Here is an 18,828-nt window from a genome sequence, read left to right on the forward strand (position 1 = left end):
CCGCAAAGAGCGAACACGATTTTTTTATACATGTAAATTGATTTTAGGATTAATCAAATAGTGTTGAGCATAACCTAATATGCTCGGTAAGCGGGATTCTTCCTGCTTGAAATGATTATCCTAAAGATGGGGGGCCTCTTAGCGAAACCGAAGTTAGGTGGGGGGATTTTGTAGGGTCCGGAGGATGTTGCCAGAGTATCTGTTCTTCCAGCTCCCTTTCTGATATCTTAATCTCATAAGCAACATCTGCTACTACAACCTTAACAGATACCTGTTGCTTGGAGATACTTTTGGCGACAAGGATATTATCAACCTGGACTGTGTGAGCGTGTGTCCCAAAAAGGAATCCTAAGAGATCAAAACCTTCACTGGAGTCATCATCGTCATGATGGTGGTGGTGATCGTGATCATGAGAATGCTCAGCCTTAGTCTCAGTAATGCTTATGTGCTCAGCGCTACCGTGCTCATGATGAACATGCGGCAATACCTGATGCAGCTGATACATACTGAATATGCTCAGAAACGATATGGCCGCTATTTTTCTAAACTGCTGCATTAAAGAACAAACTTAATGAAAATCAAATTGGAATAAGGAGTGCTTTGAAGTCGGGTATTTATGCTTTTGGTAGCATGTTTATCAAGAGTTTAAACCATTGACCCAATATCAGATCCCATCGATGGATATGCATAAACCATGTTCCGTATGTCAGAAACCGTAAGCTTTCCACGAATAGCCATTGCAAAAAGGTTAATCATTTCCTCCGCATGAGGACCAATGATGTGTGCTCCTAAAATGTACCCCTCATTGTCTGAAAGGACTTTATACGCATAAGTTGATTCATTGATTCGTTTGGCGTTGTACCAGTTTGATGCTGAGCCATCCTTTACTTGATATTCTAAGCCTGTTTCTTTTGCCTGCTTTTCTGTCATCCCAACAGATGCCAAAGTTGGTAAGGTGAATACCGCACTCGGCATTTCGATGTAGTCAGGTGTTTTCGAATTGCCACGAATAATATTAGCTGCCACAGCATGCCCTTCCATAACAGCAACGGGTGTGAGGTTTAGTCCATGGCTGTCCGCTGCATCTCCCGCAGCGTATACTGATAGATTGGTTTTGTTTTGCAAGTATTCGTTTACCTGTATTCCTTTTCTGCTGTAAGAAATATTGGCCTTTTCAAGGTTCATGCCATCCAATTCAGGCACTCTGCCGGCAGCATTAACAACTAAGTCTGTTTGAATAGTTTTTTCACCATTTTTTGATGCTGCCTTTACGGTAAATCCATTATCCGTTTTTTCTACTGCAACAACATCCGACTCAAGGTGAAGCTCAATTCCCAATTCTTCAGTGGCATTTACCAAATGCTTCACGATATCAGTTTCAAAGTTTTCCAAGGGCGTTTTGCCTCTGTGGATTATGGTTACTTCACTTCCTGCTCTGACAGCCAGTTGAGCAAACTCCATCGCTATATATCCGCCTCCAATAAAAGTAATTTCCTTAGGAAGCTCTTCCAGGTTTAGAAAATCTGTGCTGTCAATGGGTAAGTCACCTCCAGGTATATCCAGGATTACAGGCCGTGCACCTGTGGCAATTACGATTTTATCTGCATCTAATAGATTGTCTCCAATGCGGACAGTGTTTTCCGATTCAAAGCTGGCTGCTCCATGATACATGTCTACACCTGCTTTTTCATAACCTTTCTCTACACCTTTCGGCATTTTTGTAACAAAGTCATTTTTGTAGGCCATCAGATCCTGCCAGTTAATAGAGATATCTCCTTCAATGCCGATCCCCTTCATTTTATTGGCACGATCAATTATTTCAGCTGCTCCTACCAGTATTTTCTTGGGATCACAGCCACGTAGTGCACATGTGCCTCCATAAGGTCTGGAATCTGTAACAGCAGTCCTCAATCCTTTCTTAGCACATTTATTGGCAATGGTCATTCCAGCCATGCCTGACCCGATTATTATTACATCGTATTTCATGAACAACAGCTACTTTTTCCACCTTCCTGAATAGGAGGACATGGGACAGTTCCATACGAGCAATACACACAGCAATCTCCGTCTTTAGGTTTTAAGACTTGTTTGCAGCTTTCACACTCATAGAAGTATTGGCATGCATCTGTAGGCATGGTTTCTTCTTTTTGGTGGCCACAATTGGGACAGGTAATAGTGGATTGTAAAACGATTTCTTTTTCCATTATTCGTCGTTGTTAGGTTTTAGTAATTCAGCTTTATAGTTGGTCTTTTCTGCAATGGCTGCAATGAGTTGCTCAGGCTGGGTCTTTTTAGGATCATAGTCAATCACTGCAATATCACCGGGATATTCCACCGAATTGTCTACAACACCTTTAGTTTCCTTCAAGACTTTATATAGATGACTGGCACAGCCGGCACAAGTGAGACCGGTGACTTTCAGTTTAACTGTCTCACTTTCCTGTGTGGACTCGGTTGTTGGAGAATTGGCAGATTGTGCCATTCCATTTCCTGCAAGCAAGAAGACAAATGTTAGACTTAGAATGATGGTTTTCATTTTCTTTTTTATTTAAAATTTTTTCAATCAATGACTTTTTTATCAGTCACTTTATAGCCTGTAGCTTCCTCAACATTGGTTGCCAATTGATCAACGGATACTTTTGATTGGTCAAACTTTACCGTTGCAATGCCACTTTCGTAGGATGAAGAAGCTTCGAGAACACCTTCACTATTATTAAGCGCAGCATTCACGCTGTGCTCGCATCCTGTGCAGGTCATTCCTTTGATACTTAGCTCTGCATTCAAAATATCATTTTCTTTCACCACAATAACATTCGATGCATTGCTATTGCCTGAGAAAAAGATGCCGGAATAGGATGGGAAAGCAAGCATCAATACAGCAAAGACGGTAACGATTCCCAGAAACTTCTTGGACTGCCAGAAGGAAGGTTTTTCATCATCCTCACAGGCACAATCGATTTCTTCCTGGGTCCTGGGTCTTAATTTTTGATACCAGGCAAACCCTAATACCAAAATGGTGAGGCCTATTAAATAAGGTCTAAAAGGCTCCATCCACGAAAAGGACGAAGCAATGCCTCCAATCCCTGCCAACGTGGCAAAAACAGGAGTGATACAACAAAGTGACGCTGTTATGGCCACCAACAAACCTGCCCCAACACTTTTGGAGGATGTATTTGTTTGATTTGAATTGCTCATGATACTGGTTCTTTATAATTATCAAATAAGCTTTTTAAGACGGGCTTGATCACTTGTATATTCTCTTCTACCAGAGAATAAAAGACCGTTTGGCCTACTTTCTTGTCTTTGACAAGCTTCCCGTCCTTTAGCTTACGTAAATGCTGTGAAACTCCTCCCACAGATATATCAAGAATGTCGCTCAGGTCGCAAGGACACATTTCTCCTTCTTTGTGCAATAGAAAGAGAATTTTCAACCTTATTGGGTTTCCTGAAAGATTGAATATCTGTGTTGCTAGCTCCAGCTGTTCATCAAGCTGGTTCAGTGATTCCTTGCATTCCTTAATTTGGACGGGATCCGCCAATACTCTTATACAGGTCTTGCTCATCTTTTAATGTTTTAGCGATTACTAAAACGTAAAGGTACAAGAAAAGGTTCAGTATTTAAGAGAATGCTAAAATAAGATTAATGTGTTCTTGGTGCGTACATGATGATTAACATACCTATAAGGGCAATTATCCCACCAATAATGTCATACCGATCAGGAATGATACCATCGACTTTCCATCCCCAAAGGATGGCCATAACTATGAAAATTCCACCATACGCCGCATAAACACGGCCGAAATTTGCAGGCTGCCAGGTAGCCACAACACCATACCCAATTAGGATCAAACCTCCAATAGCACCTACCCACCAAGGCTTATTTTCTCTTAATGTAAGCCAGATCAAATAACCCCCGCCTATCTCACAAAGACCTGCCAGAATAAAAAAGAAAAAAGAACTTAGAATTTTACTCATAGAGAAAATAGCATTACGAGAACTTAACAAAAATACTGGAAGAGTAAGCTTCCAACCAGACTTTCCAAAACTCCGCAAGGTTATTAACAATCCTCCAACTCACAATTCTCATCCTGCCCTTCAAACTCTATGGTTATGTGGTTAATGGATTCAGCTTTGAGTTGTGATCTCTTCCACAAGCAATTAAGATTGGAATCAGTCAAATGGAATTTTAAAGGTGAGTGCAGGCGATGGTCGTGCATATGTGCTATACACATGATCCCAGTTTGGTTAACAAAAAAGCCGAGCCATTTCTGACCCGGCCAAACCACCAACTACTTACTAAAAGTCTTAAGAATTAATTCTAAAATTGATTTCTCAATCATTCAAACCTAGACGCCATGTCCAAACCGGAATGTCGGTTTGTCGAATCAAATTCTCCACCGTATTGTGCAACAGTAACCGATGAATGCCAGACCTCCGATGGTTGCCTACCATGATTAAATCTACCTTGTGAGCTTTAGCGACTTTCACGATACCTTCTTCGGCTTCATAATCATTGAAAATCTGAAAATCATGATCAGGAAGTTCAAACTGATTTTTAAAATCATGATATTGTGCTTCGTCTTCATCGGTAGTTTTGAAGTAGGTGGGCGTATTCACCTTAACTACTTTTAGTCTCGCTCCCGTGAGCTTTTGCATGGCAATCACCCGATTCATGAAATAGGCATTCAGGTCTCGGAAATCAGTAGCTAAAAGGATGCTTTTGCAATTAAGGAAATCTTTGGCTTCCCGCATTACTATGACAGGTGCTACACTATGATTAACAATTTTCTCTGTATGTGATTGAATAAATCCGTGATTTCCATTTTTTGCTTCATGCGTTCCCATCACCAATAAATCACATTTTTCATGACTAATTATTTCAGTCAATGAATCGTATGGATGACCAATCTTAATATGCCATTTAATTTCCACTTCCTTATGCGCATTAATAAATTTCATCATGCGCTCCTCAGTTTTTTCAATCAACTTTTCTATGTAAATATTTCCTTCAAAAGAAGGCATACCGGAAACACCCATACTGCTAAAGGTGTCTTCAGTAGGATGCTCTATTACATAAAAGAGGACTACTTTGGCTTGCTCTTTTTTGGCCAGAGCAACAGCATAGTTTGCTGCAGCCATTGATACCTCGTCACTATCAAATGGGACAATTATGTTTTCTATTTTAGTTTTCATTTGCTTCTTATTTAATGATTTTATCAATCTCCTTGATCATCTTGTCCAATGCCATTGTGTATTCTACCGGACTAACTGCTTCATTTTCCAAAAGGCTATCCATTTCTAAAAACACTTGTTTTTCAATTGCTAAATTTTCCGGGTTTTGATCCCAGTATGGATTGTGAAACAGCATCGCATTCTTGATGTGAAGCTGAGCATACTTCAGGGCTATATTGGCTTTGTCTAAATGGTTGGTCTCTGCATACATCTCTGCAACTTCTAGCTCCGCATGTGCCAGGTTGTTCAATGCAAACTCGAAAGCCGATCTCAACCTTTCAGAGTCTACTGAGTCTCTCAATATGCTTTTGTGCACATCTTCCAGCCCTTTAATCGCATTTTCTAGTTTCTCAAAACTTTGATCATCGACATCACTTTCAAGCTTCCATATAGACTGAATGGCTCGCTCAAGATTGAAGGCGCTTATTGCGTGTCTGTCTTTTTGTTCATAGTAATCCACATTACGCATGTACTCATCCGGCATAATTGCCGATTCGTTCAATGTTGGGTTATCAGGAGTTTGTTCCTGCCCCACTAAATAAAAGATCACAAAAAGGGTAATAACCCCAATGATGATCCACGTGATTTGTTTTCTCATAATATTATGATTTTTAGTTATCTAATTTCATTTCCAGCCCCCACCAAGAGCACGATAAATGCTTACCCATGCTTGTAGTTGGGCCACTTTAGTTTCTACTAATTCAAATTCAGTTTCCAGAGCATCTTCCTGAGTGAGTAAGACTTCCATATAATCCGCTCTTGCAGATCTGAATAGATTGTTGGATATGTCTATGGATTCGTTCAGTCGCTGAACTTGTTCAAATTTGAACCTATAGCTCTGCCTTAAATTCTGAATGTTAGCAATCTGATTTGCTACCTCCACATAGGCATTCAGAATAGTCTGCTCATATTCTATGGCTGCCTGTTTTTGTCGCTCATTTGCATTTTTATAAAATGCCTTTATGGCATTTCTATTGACCAAAGGAGATACTATATCTCCGGCCACCCCATACATCAGTGATTCGGGTGTTTCTAACAAATATTTGGGATTAAATGCCTGATAACCCAAGCCTGCATTTATTTCAAGTCTCGGATAAAAGTTGGCTTTGGCCACCTGGACATCCAATTTTGAAGCGGCCAATTGAAGCTCGGCTTGCCTGATGTCAGGACGATTTTCCAACAACTGTGAAGGCAAACCTGCCTGAATACTATCCGGAATTGCTTTTTCAAAAGAATCAAGAGCTCGCTGAATGGGCTGAGGAAATCTCCCAACAAGAAAATTAATCTCATTTTCAACCTCAACAATCTTTTGAGAGATATCAAACTGTAAACTTCTTGTTCCAGCCAGTTGGGCTTCAAATCGCTTTACCGCCAGCTCCGTTACTTTGGCAGACTGCTTTTGTACTTTCACAACCTGAAGCGCATTGCTTTGGATACCAATGTTTTGTTGAACAATGGCCAACTGTCGGTCTAGTGCAAGAAGTTCGTAATATGCACGAGCTATTTCCGATACCAGATTGGTAATAAGAAAATTTCGACCTTCGATAGATGCTAGATACCTGGTCAGTGCTGACTTCTTCGCGGTTCGAAGCTTTTTCCATACGTCTACCTCCCACGAAGCGTAGGCACCAACCATGAAATCGCCAAGTGGTTCTGGAAAATCCTGACCTTCACGTATTTCCAGACTTTCCTCTACAGCTCCTGCACGGGTATACTTCCCCGGTTTTTCCAGTCCGGCACCTGCACCCACATCTACGAAAGGCAGGTATTCACCCTTTCGGATTTGCACCTCGTTTCTCAGCATCTCCATTTCTCTCATGAAAATGTTTAGTTCCTGATTGTTTTGAAGTGCAGTATCTATAAGTGCTACCAGATAAGCATCATCAAAATATTGCCCCCATTGGATATTGGAGATGTTCGTTGTGTCACTATCTGTGTTGAATTGATTTGGTATCGACTGCTGCGTATTACGAACCGAAAGCTCGGGTACGCAAGAGGATACCAACATAGCTATCAAGACTATTGATAGACTATGCAATGGTTTAATTATCTTCATTGATCTTGAATCTTTAAGCTTGATCATCATCTGCTTTCTTTTTTCTTTTTCTCTTCCCATTTTCGGTTGTCTTCTACAAGGGATTGCACGTATTCTTCAGACATAGGCTCATCTGATTCATCTTTGATCATCTTTCTTCCTTCAGACATTTTTCCGAAGATGTAGTAGAGACCGGGGATAACAAGTACACCTAAAAGTGTTCCCAAAAGCATACCCCCCAGTGCTGATCCTCCGATGGTTTTGTTCCCTACTGCCCCTGCTCCATGGGAGATGACCAATGGAATCAACCCGGCAATAAATGCGAATGAGGTCATCAAAATAGGTCTGAACCTTACTCTTGCTCCTTCAATAGCGGCCTCAAATACAGTTGCTCCCTGATGATGCTTCTGCACGGCGAATTCCACTATTAGCACTGCATTCTTGCCAAGTAATCCAACTAACATGATGAGCCCGACCTGTGCGTACACGTCATTGGCAAGCCCCATCATTTTTAGCAGCATGAAAGAGCCGAAGATTCCAATAGGTAGTGATAACAAAACAGCCAGTGGAAGCAGGAAGCTTTCGTATTGAGCAGCTAAAACCAAATACACGAATATGATCACAATGATGAAAATGTAGAGTGCTTCATTTCCACGCCTCGATTGATCGTATGACAAATCCTCCCATGCGATATCATAACCCCTGGGGAGCGTGTTAGCCGCAACTTCTCGTATAGCTTCTATCGCATCTCCTGTGGTATAGCCCTCTTCAGGTAAGCCACGAATGGAGGCTGAATTGTACAGGTTAAACCGAGTGATTTCATTCGGGCCTTGACTCTTTTCAAGTGTCATAAAAGAGGAGTAGGGGACCATTTCGCCTTCCTCGTTTTTCACAAAGTATTCATCCAAATCAGATGGATATCGGCGGTATTCAGGATGTGCCTGAACATAAACTTTGAAGAACCTACCAAATCGAATGAAGCCTTGCTCATAGGTGCTTCCAATCAAAATATTTAGGTTTTCCATTGCTTTGTCAATAGACACGCCCTTTTGCATAGCCACTTTATTGTCGATGATTAACTTGTATTGTGGGTAGTTTGCCGCGAAGAAGGTGAACAGACCTGTCAGCTCTTCTCGCTTTCTCAATGCATTCATAAAATCATTGTTGATCCGATCAAAATCCTGATAATCGGTCTCATTAGTCTTATCCAATAAGCGCAAGGAGAACCCACCGGAAGTACCAAAACCGGGAACTGCGGGTGGCTCAAAAAACTCAATAATGGCACCTAGATTATGGGTTTTTTCTTCCAACTCCTCCATAATTTCATGGACGGTGTGTTCCCTGTCCGACCAGTTCTTTAAGTTGATGAGGCATGTACCAGCGTTCGAACCACGCCCTTCTGTCATAATCTCGTATCCAGCCAGTGCTGATACAGATTCAATTCCCTCAATTTCTTCAGCGATTTGCTGCAACTCGTGAGAAACCTGGTTAGTACGTTCTAGCGTTGCTCCTGGTGGGGTTTGAATAATGACATAAATAGTGCCTTGATCTTCATTCGGGATAAATCCCGATGGCAAAGATTTATTTTCCAAATAAATGCCAACACCAAAAGCGATAAGAACTCCCCATGTCACCGTCCTTCTATTTACAATCACTTTTAAGACACTTACATATCTGCCAGTTAATTTTTCAAAGCCACTGTTGAATGAATGGAGTGCTTTATCAAGTATATTTTTCTTCTTTTTCTTACCATGATTGTTTTTCAAGATCATGGCGCACAAAACGGGAGTTAGGGTCAATGCAACCACAGCGGATAGTATTATTGAACTTGCCATGGTGATCCCGAATTGACGATAGAAAGTCCCTACAGGACCTGGCATGAAAGTAATTGGCAGAAACACTGACGCCATCACCAAGGTAATAGCGATAATAGCACCACCGATCTCTCCCATCACCTCCCTCACAGCATTGTAAGGAGAAATATTCTTTTCGTGCATCTTGGCATGCACTGCCTCTACCACTACAATGGCATCATCAACGACTATTCCTATAGCCAGAACCAAAGCAAAAAGTGTGATGAGGTTGATGGAAAGCCCAAAAATTTGAAGAACGAAAAAAGCACCAATAAGGGAAACAGGTACTGCTAAAATGGGGATAAGCGTAGACCTCCAGTCTCCCAGGAAAATAAACACCACAAGAGCTACTAAAATGAAAGCATCCCTTAAGGTATGTGTAACTTGTTCTATCGAAGCATCTAAAAAGTTAGACACATCATAACTAATTTTAAAATCCATTCCCGGAGGAAAAGATTCTTTCATTTCAGCAAGTTTATCTTTCACTTCAGCGATTACATCTGAAGCATTACTTCCTACCGTTTGTTTCAACACGATAGAAGCTGCCGGGTGACCATCCAGGTTTGAATAGATATCAAAAAACTCACTTCCTAATTCTACTTCAGCAATTTCCCTCAAATAGATGATTTCACCTTCTTCATTGGCTCTGATGATCACATTCTCGTACTGCTCTGGCTTATTATACCTTTCTTGATACGCTAAAACATATTCACGTGCTTGCGAGTCTTTACTATCTGCTCTTCCTAATCTGCCTGGCCTTGCAATAATGCTTTGTTCGAGGAGCGCTTCCATGACCTCTTCTGCTGAAATTTTATAGGCACGCATTCGATCTGGTTTTAACCAAACCCTCATTGCATACTGCCTACTTCCTAAAATTTGTGCTGTAGCGATCCCCTCGACTCGCTGAATTTCAGGGATCATGTTTATGTTGGCATAGTTGTAAAGGAATTTCTCATCGGCATCTTTATCATTACTATATAAGTTGACATACATCAACATACTTGGCTGTATAGGAGTGATGATAACTCCTTCACGTTGTACCAATAGAGGTAGCAAAGGCATTACTTGATCCACACGAGTTTTTACTCTGACAACCGCCTCATTAGGATCTGTACCCGGTTCAAAAATGACACGAATCGTGGCTTCTCCTGCGCTTGTAGCATCTGATGAGATATAGCGCATTCCCTGCACGCCATTGATTTTTTGTTCTAAAGGAATCAGGGTTGAGTTAACCAGTACTTCGGCATTTGACCCAGGGTAGGCAATAAAAATATTGACCACAGTTGGTGCGATTTGAGGAAACTGAGAAATAGGCAATGTCTTGATTGCCAACGATCCTGTAAACAATAGCACTATTGATATGACAATAGCCAATACAGGTCTGTGTATTATTCTGCTAAGAAACATATTGATTTTGTTTTAGGGGTGAATGAATTATTCAGCGTAGAGATCGAGCTCACTCAAAACCTTCTCTACCTCGTGAAATTCTGGTTCGATTTCATCTCCATCCTTTACCTTCCTCAAACCCTCAAGCAGAATAACATCCGATTCTTCGAGTCCGGATGTTACTTCGAATAGATGCGGTAGTTCAGCACCAATAGTGATATGTCTGGAATGTATGACATTATCTTTTCCAACCACGAAAACATATCTCTGATCCAATATCTCAAAAATTGCCTTTTGAGGAATCAAGAGGGCATTTTTAAGCGGTCGCTTAAGCAGAATATTTCCTGTTTCTCCGTGCCTCAGAAGTCCCTTAGGGTTAGGGAATGTAGCTCTAAAGGCAATATTGCCTGTTTTATTATTGAAGTCGGCCTCTATCGTGGTTACTTTACCATCGTACTCAAACAGCTCATTGTTGGCCAACATAAGCTGTACCTCCATTACACTATCACCTTTTAACTTCTTCTTATAATCCAGGTATTCGGCTTCTGGTACATTGAAATAAACCCACATTTCATGATTATCTGATAGTGTGGTTAGTAATTCCCCCTCTTCTAGAAGACTCCCTTCTCTTGCATGGAAATGATCCATAATTCCATCAAAAGGAGCTCTTATTTGAGTAAAATCAAGGTGTACCTGAGCTAACGCTAATTCGGCATTCGCCTTATCCAGTTTTGCTTGGGCCAGGGCAAGTTCATTGGGAGCCACCACATTCTGGTCGGCTAGTTTTTTGGTGTTCTGATATTCAATTTCTGCAAATTCTGCCTCTGCTTTTGCTCGTCTGAGTTCGGCCTGATAGAGACGTGGCATTATTTGAAACATCAATTGTCCCTTTTTTACAAATTGTCCCTCATCCACATAAATCTTTTCTAAATAGCCTTTCTCTAAGGCCCTTAAATCAATGTGTCTGGATGAGTGAATTTGTGAAACATAGGTTCGTGTAGTTAGTGTATCCTTTCTTAAAGGATTGGTTACAGGAAGTCTCATCAGGGACTCCTGGTGTTCTTTATGTGACCCACAGCTAGTGATAAATACTATCACAGCTATGCTGATCATAGCTTTTAAGTTTTTCATTTTTAATACGTCTGTTAGAAAATCTGAATGGATTCCTGCGTGACAGGATATTCTATGGACTTGTGCAGCGCACTAAAAGTCCAACAAAAAGAGACGTATTAGCAGTCTAGTTTGAGACGATTGTAAAGAATGTAAAGCCTATTGGAGGATTCTGTTGAGGGTGCAAAAGAGTTTGACCCAGTTTTCTGTAGACCACAATAAAGTGTTGGGGTAATGTCACCAGTTTCATGAGCAAAATCATTATCCCATTCTTCTATTTCCTTCTTACCTTCTTTCTCTCCTTTTTCAGCATCTGATTCAGCTCGAAGTTCTATAGGATTATTGTCATCCTCAATCAGGTGACTCCAGATTGAATTCGTCGTAGTGACGATGAGGATAAAGGCAAAAGCAATATGAAGTATTCTTTTCAGCAAAGCAGAATTTACTTTTGGTGGATCGAAATTAACAATTTAATTATCTATTCAATGAGAGAATCCGTTTCTTTTTACCAAACGAGTAAAAGTGTAGACGAATCAGGAATTTTTGCTAGACAAGCTAACAATGCTGCAACTCACAATTCTCATCCTGTCCTTCAAACTCTATCGTGATATGGTTAATGGATTCATCTTTGAGCTGTGATCTCTTCCACAAGCAATTAAGATTGGAATCAGTCAAATGGAATTTTGAAGGTAAGTACAGGCACATGTGCTCTGTTAGCTAAGTCTTCCGCTCTGCTACCTCCAAAAATATGAGCAAGTCCGGTTTTTCCATGAGTACCCATAACAATGAGACCTGCATCAATATCATCCGCAAATTTTGAAATCCCAATGTCTGAGTAATCGGCCTCAATTGTGTTGAGCGTGTAGTCTTTTAAATAATTCCTTTTGGCAAAATCCTTAAGCTGTTGTTGTGCCACTTCTTCTGTTAAAAAATTATGTGGCGTTTTAACACGAATTACATGCATATTTAGTTTAAACAACTCCTGCACATCCTTGGCTTTATAAGCTATGATATCTTGTTCGTTTGAGAGATCTGAAGCAAAAACCATACTCTTCATATTGGAGATTTTTGTCGGCCCTTTAATCGTAAAAACGGGGCAGTCAGCATGTCTTATTACCCTTTCGGCAAGTGACCCAATAAATATTTCTTCTATCCCCGAAGACCCGGTTGAGCCCATTACTATCCAATTTGCTTTTTCTTCTGTAATCTCTTTACTTATGCTATGATACGTACTACCATATTCCATTTTTGTCGTGAGCGGAATTTCCGGATTTCTTCTCATTACCCTGTCTCCCCATTCCTCTAATTGACTATGGACCCTTTTTATAAACTCCTCTTCATATAGCGATTGTGCAAAATCCAAATTCCATTCACCTGCAGAGTTGAAGGAGGTAGATGGGAAATCCAGCACATGCAAAAGGGTAAGCTCACCTTTAATATGCTCGCAAAATTCAATCGCAAAATCCAACGCATCAGATGATCTATCTGAGAAATCTATGGGTACTAAAATCTTTTTCATTTCAATGGAATTAATTTAATCCTACTAATAAGGTTACTTAAATAGCACTTTTCCCTAATGGGAGCCTCTTTAAAAGTATCAATATTTCCTATAAATTGTCATTAATTAAAACCAAACCTTCTAAATATGAAAAGTATAAAAAGCATAAGCCTCATCGCAATTGCGATTCAATTGATGGTAATGAGCTGTACAAATAAGAATAAAGAGACTTCCAGCTATGAAGATAAAATGGATCAGGAGGCCAAAGCAGAGTACCTCGATCCTGATAACCTCTTTGCAGATGCGATAACCCGATTCGAAAATGGAGATCTAATTTCTGTAAAGAACGATATTGAGGAAGCCATAGTCGCTATGAGAAACACTATTATAGCAGGTGATACAGTACATGCTGAGGTTATTGAGTTTGCCATATCCGACTTACAGAACCTTTCCGATAAAATTTCAACTGATGGTTCTGTGTCGCCAGAAGAATTAAGAGGAGCATTTGCGAGTGCAGATGGGTCGCTTGGTATGTATAATCTACTGGTCATTGAGGATTGGGTTTTAAATGAACAAAAAAATAAAGAAACACTTCAGCGTATGCACACTGCAATAGTGCGAACACAATATGCAATCAATCATGCCAACCTTCCAATGTCAGAAGAAGAAAAACAAGAGCTCGCTCAGGCTAAGCAAGATGTAGCTAAGGCTGAACAGGCAGATCACACGTTTTGGAAAAACCTAAAGAAGAAACTTTCAGACATCAATCGAAGACTTGAAGAAAATGAGAATCCTATGGATGGGAGTGGTCTTTGACAATTGATTAAAAAATGGATTCACTTAAATGTTTCATTAGCGGTAAAAAAATTCCTCCAAATGAGGCTCATCAAGGTCTGCAAATACGAAAAGGAGTTTTTCAACTGATTCACAAACAATATCCGGCATTTTCAGAGAATGACTTTGTATGTACGGAGGAGTTGAACAAATTTCGCAAAGCGTATTTACTGAAATTAGTAAGTGGGGAAAAGAAAGAGCTAAGTAAATTAGAGAAAGAGGTTCTGCAAGCGCTCACTGACCACACGAAGGTAGTAACACAGCATGACCTTGCACCTGAAAGCACTTTTGGTCAACGGTTGGCGGATAAGATTGCAACATTTGGAGGAAGCTGGACATTTATCATCGCTTTCTTTAGCGTCTTGATGGGATGGATTTTTTTAAATGTTTTCATAATTGCCGCCAAACCGTTTGATCCCTACCCATTTATACTCCTTAATTTGATTTTATCATGTTTAGCAGCTGTACAGGCACCTGTAATTATGATGAGTCAAAACAGGCAGGAGCAGAAAGATAGAAGTAGGGCTGAAAATGATTATAAAATCAATCTAAAGGCTGAAGTAGAGATTCGAACCCTTCACGAAAAGCTGGATCATTTAATCACATACCAGAATAAAAGGATGATGGAGGTTCAGCAGCTACAAATGGAATACCTTGAAGATTTGGTCAATAAAATCAGGAGTTAATTCTTAAAAATCAAGCTCAAATGTCAAGCAAACTGGATCATTCGAAATTGACTCCTGCAGGTGTGCTCATCACCATGGGAATCATTTTTGGTGACATTGGCACATCGCCACTTTACGTGATTAAAGCAATTGTAGGTGAAAAAGAGATCTCAGAATTATTGGTTTATGGTGGGGTATCCTGTGTTTTCTGGACACTCACAATTATTACCACCATCAAATATGTGATACTTGCGCTAAATGCAGATAACAAGGGTGAAGGAGGAATATTTGCACTCTACGCACGGCTAAGAAAGTATAAGTCCAAATGGATTATTTATCCGGCTATTATTGGGTGTGCAACCCTCATTTCAGATGGGTTTATTACCCCTCCAATTTCTATTTCATCAGCTGTAGAAGGCCTGCAGCTGATAAATCCTGATATTCAAACAGTACCTATTGTGCTGGTTATCCTACTGTCATTATTTATAGCACAGCAGTTTGGCACAGCCAAAATTGGCAGTGCATTTGGGCCAATCATGCTGGTATGGTTTGGGATGATGGCATTTTTCGGTGTGATGGAAATCAGCAAGCACCCGGAAATATTGGCAGCAATAAATCCACTTTACGCCATTCAATTAATAACCAACTATCCCGAGGGAATATGGCTTCTGGGAGCAGTTTTTCTTTGTACTACCGGAGCTGAAGCATTGTATTCTGACCTTGGGCACTGCGGGAAAGCCAACATTAGATTTAGCTGGGGCTTTGTAAAAACAGCTCTTTTGCTAAGTTATTTTGGCCAATCAGCTTACGTCATGCAATTCCAGGGTAAGCTCCTTCCGGATGTAAGTCCTTTCTATGCATTGATGCCTGATTGGTTTTTGCCAGCAGGGATTATTATTGCCACAGGTGCCACCATTATTGCGAGTCAGGCTCTTATCACCGGTACGTTTACCATGGTAAATGAAGCAATGAAACTAAGGCTTTGGCCAAGATTGAAAGTAGAATTTCCTAGTCAGCTAAAAGGGCAGATTTACATACCCGCAATCAATTGGTTGCTCCTCGCAGGTTGTACGATAGTAGTGCTGATCTTCAGGCAGTCCTCAAACATGGAAGCAGCTTATGGTTTGGCAATCACTGTGGACATGCTCATGACCACCACGTTGCTTTCGTTTTTGATTTTCACGAGGTTCAAGTCGTGGCTACCGGTCATTTTCTTTGCATTGGTATTTTATACTATTGAAGGAACCTTCTTTTTATCAAACGCCAACAAGTTTACTCATGGAGGTTGGTTTGCCTTTTTGATTGCCATTAGTTTGTTCCTGATTATGTATGCACTTCATAAGGCCGGAAAGATTCGCAAAAAGCATGTCGAGTTTGAAAAGGTGGAAAACTATTTGCCAATTATTAGTAAACTAAAGGATGACAAAACCATCCCTTTAAAGTCTACTCACCTGGTTTACCTTTCACGGTCTTCCCGACAGGACCTGGTCGAAACTAACATTATTCACTCCATGATCAGGAGTACTCCCAAACGAGCTGGTGTTTATTGGTTTTTGCACGTAGATATTTTAGATGAACCATTTGGACTCTACTATGAAGTGAATGCACTTTCAGAGGGCTGCCATTACGTCAAGTTAAAGTTGGGTTTTAAAGAACCACACAAAATCAATTTAATGTTCAGGCAAGTGGTCAGCGAGATGATGGAAAAGAAATCGGTAACAGATAAGAACATTCATCCATCTCTAAGTGGATTTGATATACCTGCAGATTTTAAGTTTATAATTACTAATTCCAGACTTACAGTGGATACATTTCTTCATCCTTTTGATCAGTTTTTCATTCGAATTTACCGGATATTAAAGCTGTGGAGCGTTTCAATCACTGAAGACTTTGGACTGGAAGAAGCAGATGTAGAAGTAGAGACGGTACCTATTACCATACATGCAAAAGAAAAACTGAAATTACAGCCATGGACTCCATCTCAGAAAAGTTAAAGCTTGATCTGTTTTATACTTCAGAGGCACTCGTTATTGTCATTGGGAGCATCCTGTTGTCATTCATAGTCAATCGATTTTTCAACCGCTTATTTAAAAGCTCGCTCCGCAAAAAGAGAGATGTTACAAATTATCGTTTTGTCCAACATTTGATCACTGCCACTATTTACATGACCGGGTTTGCACTCATTATTTTCAACATACCTAATTTAAGACACCTGGCCTCAACCCTACTGGCCGGTGCTGGAATCGCTGCTGCCATTGTTGGGTTTGCTTCTCAGCAAGCGCTCTCCAATGTTGTGAGTGGTGTTTTCATTATCATTTTCAAACCCTATAGATTGAATGACCGCATCACTACCAAGGATGGCCTAATTGGAAGAGTCGAAGACATAGGCTTAAGACATACAACCATAAGGGATTATCAAAACAAACGAATAGTCATACCAAATTCAGTCATAGGGGGCGAATACATTGTCAATTCCGATCATACGAATATGCGGATTTGTCAGTTTGTCGATTTCGATATAGCATATACGGCAAGCATTGACAAAGCCAGGGAAATCATCCAATCTGAAGCCGGAAAACATCCAAGTGCAGTAGATGGTAGAACAAAAGAGGAAAAAGAACAAGGGCAGGATGTTTTTTTAGTGAAGGTTACGGAGTTAGGAGATTATTCCATAAAAATAAGAGCCTGGATTTGGGCTGAAGATCCTGGCAAGGCGTTTATGATGAAGTGTGATCTGCTGGAATCAATCAAAAAGCGTTTCGATAAAGAAGGAGTGGAGATACCGTATCCATATATGAATATTGTAAGCCAAACTAAAAAGTAAATGAGAGCATTGGTTGTTTCAGGGGGTGGTAGCAAAGGTGCTTTTGCAGGAGGAGTTGCTGAATTCTTACTAACTGAAAAGAAACGAGATTATGATTTATATGTAGGTACCTCTACAGGCGGTCTCCTAATACCATTATTAGCAAGTAATAATCTCGAAAAAGCCAGAAAGGTTTTTACCAGCATTGGGCAAGATGATATTTTCACAAAATCTCCTTTTAAAGTAGAAAAAGAGGAAGGAAAAGAGCCAAAGCTTCACTTTAATCTTCTCACCATCTCTCAAATGATATTGAAGGGTTCTAAAACTATTGGAGATAGTACCGCACTAAAAAACCTCATCACTACCACATTTGAAAAAAAAGATTTTGAGTATTTACATGACAAAGGGAAGCAGGTAGTTGTGACGGTTGCAAACCTCACCAGACAACAACTTGAATACAAATCGTCTTCCGAGTTTGAATATGAGGATTTTTGTGACTGGGTATGGGCTTCTGCAAATGTTTTACCCTTTATGTCATTGCTAGTAAAAAATGAGTCTGAATACGGAGACGGTGGATTTGGTAATGTGATTCCTATTCAAGAGGCTATTAGAAGAGGCGCAAAGGAAGTAGACGTAATAGTGCTAAGACCAGAATCAAGGGACATTCACTTCCCACCAGTAAAAAATGTCTTGCAGTTAATGACCCGTTCTTATGATTTTATGTTTAAGCAAATTATGAAGGATGACCTAGCGCTGGGCAAGCTTGAAGCGGCAGATCACGATGTGAAACTAAACTTTTATTTTACACCACGATTATTAACTGAACAGATGTTGATTTTTGATAAGGAACAAATGCTTAGCTGGTGGTGCGAGGGACGAGAAGTTTTTAAAAGCACTGACCCTGTAGAAGTGAGAATCACAACAGCTACTAAAGCTAATGGGTCATCGCTCTTATAACTTTCATTTTGTTTCCGAATAAACCATTCATATCCTCTACAAGCTCTTTCATGTCCTCGTCTTCGTATGGGTAATACCAGTTTATTTGAACCCTGTGCCCTTTTTCAATGAATTCATTCAATTTTCTAACTAGGTTATGTAAGCATTTTGAAGAGCTCGTATTGAAATATTCAAGGATTATCCTCACCGATAAGTCAAGTTTTATCCCTGAATCTTGAAGCAAGGTCAGGTGATCCAAAATCCTTTTGTAAAAACTTAAGCTGTTACTTGGATAGGATCGGCCTTTGATTTCAAAAACTCCTCTGGTTAAATTAAAGTATACTCTTGGAGTTACTTCCGTAGCTTCTATACAGTAGAAAGCAAATTGAGGTTCTTTCTTCATAGCGAATCAAAAGTCACAAATCTCTTTCGCTCTTACAATGGTGAAATATTACCATTATTTGTATTCACTCGT

At 40.1% G+C, this 18,828-nt stretch carries 20 protein-coding genes; 5 read left to right on the forward strand and 15 right to left on the reverse strand.

Going from position 1 to position 18,828, the window contains the following annotated elements; genetic code table 11:
* Nucleotides 1–115: 115 nt before the first annotated feature.
* From RIC88_RS08230 to RIC88_RS08295, 14 genes are all read right to left on the reverse strand, one after another.
* Nucleotides 116–556: a DUF6769 family protein gene (locus tag RIC88_RS08230; RefSeq protein WP_350217058.1), complete on the reverse strand. Its 441-nt coding sequence runs from the start codon at nt 554–556 to the stop codon at nt 116–118.
* Between the two features lie 89 nt (nt 557–645).
* Nucleotides 646–1,986 carry a dihydrolipoyl dehydrogenase family protein gene (locus RIC88_RS08235; RefSeq protein ID WP_350217059.1) on the reverse strand — a complete coding sequence of 447 codons (1,341 nt, stop codon included), beginning with the start codon at nt 1,984–1,986 and terminating at the stop codon, nt 646–648.
* Complete coding sequence (locus RIC88_RS08240) at nt 1,983–2,204, reverse strand: GDCCVxC domain-containing (seleno)protein (RefSeq protein WP_350217060.1); 222 nt, start codon at nt 2,202–2,204, stop codon at nt 1,983–1,985. Before RIC88_RS08240 ends, RIC88_RS08235 begins: the two co-directional genes overlap by 4 nt.
* On the reverse strand, nt 2,204–2,536 hold the full coding sequence (locus tag RIC88_RS08245; protein ID WP_350217061.1) for a heavy-metal-associated domain-containing protein: 333 nt from the start codon (nt 2,534–2,536) through the stop codon (nt 2,204–2,206). The genes RIC88_RS08240 and RIC88_RS08245 overlap by 1 nt, the downstream gene beginning before the upstream one ends.
* A 23-nt stretch (nt 2,537–2,559) precedes the next feature.
* Nucleotides 2,560–3,195, reverse strand: coding sequence for a mercuric transport protein MerTP (gene merTP, locus RIC88_RS08250; protein ID WP_350217062.1), 636 nt, complete (start codon nt 3,193–3,195; stop codon nt 2,560–2,562).
* A complete protein-coding gene (locus RIC88_RS08255) occupies nt 3,192–3,563 on the reverse strand; it encodes an ArsR/SmtB family transcription factor (protein ID WP_350217063.1) in 372 nt (123 codons plus the stop codon). The genes merTP and RIC88_RS08255 overlap by 4 nt, the downstream gene beginning before the upstream one ends.
* 77 nt (nt 3,564–3,640) lie before the next feature.
* The gene (locus RIC88_RS08260) at nt 3,641–3,976 is read right to left on the reverse strand and encodes a YnfA family protein (protein WP_350217064.1); all 336 of its coding nucleotides are present in this window, start codon (nt 3,974–3,976) and stop codon (nt 3,641–3,643) included.
* A gap of 357 nt (nt 3,977–4,333) precedes the next feature.
* The gene (locus RIC88_RS08265) at nt 4,334–5,194 is read right to left on the reverse strand and encodes a universal stress protein (protein ID WP_350217065.1); all 861 of its coding nucleotides are present in this window, start codon (nt 5,192–5,194) and stop codon (nt 4,334–4,336) included.
* 7 nt (nt 5,195–5,201) lie between these two features.
* Nucleotides 5,202–5,831 (reverse strand): hypothetical protein, encoded by a 630-nt coding sequence (locus RIC88_RS08270; RefSeq protein ID WP_350217066.1) that lies wholly within the window; start codon nt 5,829–5,831, stop codon nt 5,202–5,204.
* Nucleotides 5,832–5,858: 27 nt separating this feature from the next.
* A complete protein-coding gene (locus RIC88_RS08275) occupies nt 5,859–7,289 on the reverse strand; it encodes a TolC family protein (RefSeq protein ID WP_350217067.1) in 1,431 nt (476 codons plus the stop codon).
* Nucleotides 7,290–7,315: 26 nt separating this feature from the next.
* Nucleotides 7,316–10,528 carry an efflux RND transporter permease subunit gene (locus RIC88_RS08280; protein ID WP_350217068.1) on the reverse strand — a complete coding sequence of 1,071 codons (3,213 nt, stop codon included), beginning with the start codon at nt 10,526–10,528 and terminating at the stop codon, nt 7,316–7,318.
* Nucleotides 10,529–10,555: 27 nt separating this feature from the next.
* Nucleotides 10,556–11,638 (reverse strand): efflux RND transporter periplasmic adaptor subunit, encoded by a 1,083-nt coding sequence (locus RIC88_RS08285; protein ID WP_350217069.1) that lies wholly within the window; start codon nt 11,636–11,638, stop codon nt 10,556–10,558.
* Between the two features lie 98 nt (nt 11,639–11,736).
* The gene (locus RIC88_RS08290) at nt 11,737–12,051 is read right to left on the reverse strand and encodes a hypothetical protein (RefSeq protein ID WP_350217070.1); all 315 of its coding nucleotides are present in this window, start codon (nt 12,049–12,051) and stop codon (nt 11,737–11,739) included.
* A 233-nt stretch (nt 12,052–12,284) separates the two neighbouring features.
* Nucleotides 12,285–13,136, reverse strand: coding sequence for a universal stress protein (locus RIC88_RS08295; protein ID WP_350217071.1), 852 nt, complete (start codon nt 13,134–13,136; stop codon nt 12,285–12,287).
* 126 nt (nt 13,137–13,262) lie between these two features.
* Here RIC88_RS08295 and RIC88_RS08300 point away from each other — a divergent pair, with 126 nt between their 5' ends.
* From RIC88_RS08300 to RIC88_RS08320, 5 genes are read left to right on the forward strand one after another with little or no spacing between them, the layout of a single operon-like run.
* Complete coding sequence (locus RIC88_RS08300) at nt 13,263–13,931, forward strand: hypothetical protein (RefSeq protein WP_350217072.1); 669 nt, start codon at nt 13,263–13,265, stop codon at nt 13,929–13,931.
* A gap of 14 nt (nt 13,932–13,945) precedes the next feature.
* A complete protein-coding gene (locus RIC88_RS08305) occupies nt 13,946–14,635 on the forward strand; it encodes a DUF1003 domain-containing protein (protein WP_350217073.1) in 690 nt (229 codons plus the stop codon).
* Nucleotides 14,636–14,655: 20 nt separating this feature from the next.
* Entirely contained in the window at nt 14,656–16,608 is a 1,953-nt protein-coding gene (locus RIC88_RS08310; RefSeq protein WP_350217074.1) for a KUP/HAK/KT family potassium transporter, read from the forward strand.
* On the forward strand, nt 16,584–17,438 hold the full coding sequence (locus RIC88_RS08315) for a mechanosensitive ion channel family protein (protein ID WP_348281580.1): 855 nt from the start codon (nt 16,584–16,586) through the stop codon (nt 17,436–17,438). The genes RIC88_RS08310 and RIC88_RS08315 overlap by 25 nt, the downstream gene beginning before the upstream one ends.
* Nucleotides 17,439–18,374: a patatin-like phospholipase family protein gene (locus RIC88_RS08320; protein ID WP_350217075.1), complete on the forward strand. Its 936-nt coding sequence runs from the start codon at nt 17,439–17,441 to the stop codon at nt 18,372–18,374.
* Here RIC88_RS08320 and RIC88_RS08325 read toward each other — a convergent pair.
* Nucleotides 18,352–18,756, reverse strand: a complete 405-nt coding sequence (locus RIC88_RS08325) for a DUF1987 domain-containing protein (RefSeq protein ID WP_350217076.1) — start codon at nt 18,754–18,756, stop codon at nt 18,352–18,354. The genes RIC88_RS08320 and RIC88_RS08325 overlap by 23 nt on opposite strands.
* Nucleotides 18,757–18,828: the final 72 nt, after the last annotated feature.

This window comes from Ekhidna sp. (assembly GCF_040220215.1).
In the GTDB taxonomy this organism is placed as follows: domain Bacteria; phylum Bacteroidota; class Bacteroidia; order Cytophagales; family Cyclobacteriaceae; genus Ekhidna.

Coding starts and splice junctions, on each gene's coding strand:
- RIC88_RS08230 (WP_350217058.1), bottom strand. CDS start 556: ATGCAGCAGTTTAGAAAAATAGCGGCCATATCGTTTCTGAGCATATTC.
- RIC88_RS08235 (WP_350217059.1), bottom strand. CDS start 1,986: ATGAAATACGATGTAATAATAATCGGGTCAGGCATGGCTGGAATGACC.
- RIC88_RS08240 (WP_350217060.1), bottom strand. CDS start 2,204: ATGGAAAAAGAAATCGTTTTACAATCCACTATTACCTGTCCCAATTGT.
- RIC88_RS08245 (WP_350217061.1), bottom strand. CDS start 2,536: ATGAAAACCATCATTCTAAGTCTAACATTTGTCTTCTTGCTTGCAGGA.
- merTP (WP_350217062.1), bottom strand. CDS start 3,195: ATGAGCAATTCAAATCAAACAAATACATCCTCCAAAAGTGTTGGGGCA.
- RIC88_RS08255 (WP_350217063.1), bottom strand. CDS start 3,563: ATGAGCAAGACCTGTATAAGAGTATTGGCGGATCCCGTCCAAATTAAG.
- RIC88_RS08260 (WP_350217064.1), bottom strand. CDS start 3,976: ATGAGTAAAATTCTAAGTTCTTTTTTCTTTTTTATTCTGGCAGGTCTT.
- RIC88_RS08265 (WP_350217065.1), bottom strand. CDS start 5,194: ATGAAAACTAAAATAGAAAACATAATTGTCCCATTTGATAGTGACGAG.
- RIC88_RS08270 (WP_350217066.1), bottom strand. CDS start 5,831: ATGAGAAAACAAATCACGTGGATCATCATTGGGGTTATTACCCTTTTT.
- RIC88_RS08275 (WP_350217067.1), bottom strand. CDS start 7,289: ATGAAGATAATTAAACCATTGCATAGTCTATCAATAGTCTTGATAGCT.
- RIC88_RS08280 (WP_350217068.1), bottom strand. CDS start 10,528: ATGTTTCTTAGCAGAATAATACACAGACCTGTATTGGCTATTGTCATA.
- RIC88_RS08285 (WP_350217069.1), bottom strand. CDS start 11,638: ATGAAAAACTTAAAAGCTATGATCAGCATAGCTGTGATAGTATTTATC.
- RIC88_RS08295 (WP_350217071.1), bottom strand. CDS start 13,136: ATGAAAAAGATTTTAGTACCCATAGATTTCTCAGATAGATCATCTGAT.
- RIC88_RS08300 (WP_350217072.1), top strand. CDS start 13,263: ATGAAAAGTATAAAAAGCATAAGCCTCATCGCAATTGCGATTCAATTG.
- RIC88_RS08305 (WP_350217073.1), top strand. CDS start 13,946: ATGGATTCACTTAAATGTTTCATTAGCGGTAAAAAAATTCCTCCAAAT.
- RIC88_RS08310 (WP_350217074.1), top strand. CDS start 14,656: ATGTCAAGCAAACTGGATCATTCGAAATTGACTCCTGCAGGTGTGCTC.
- RIC88_RS08315 (WP_348281580.1), top strand. CDS start 16,584: ATGGACTCCATCTCAGAAAAGTTAAAGCTTGATCTGTTTTATACTTCA.
- RIC88_RS08320 (WP_350217075.1), top strand. CDS start 17,439: ATGAGAGCATTGGTTGTTTCAGGGGGTGGTAGCAAAGGTGCTTTTGCA.
- RIC88_RS08325 (WP_350217076.1), bottom strand. CDS start 18,756: ATGAAGAAAGAACCTCAATTTGCTTTCTACTGTATAGAAGCTACGGAA.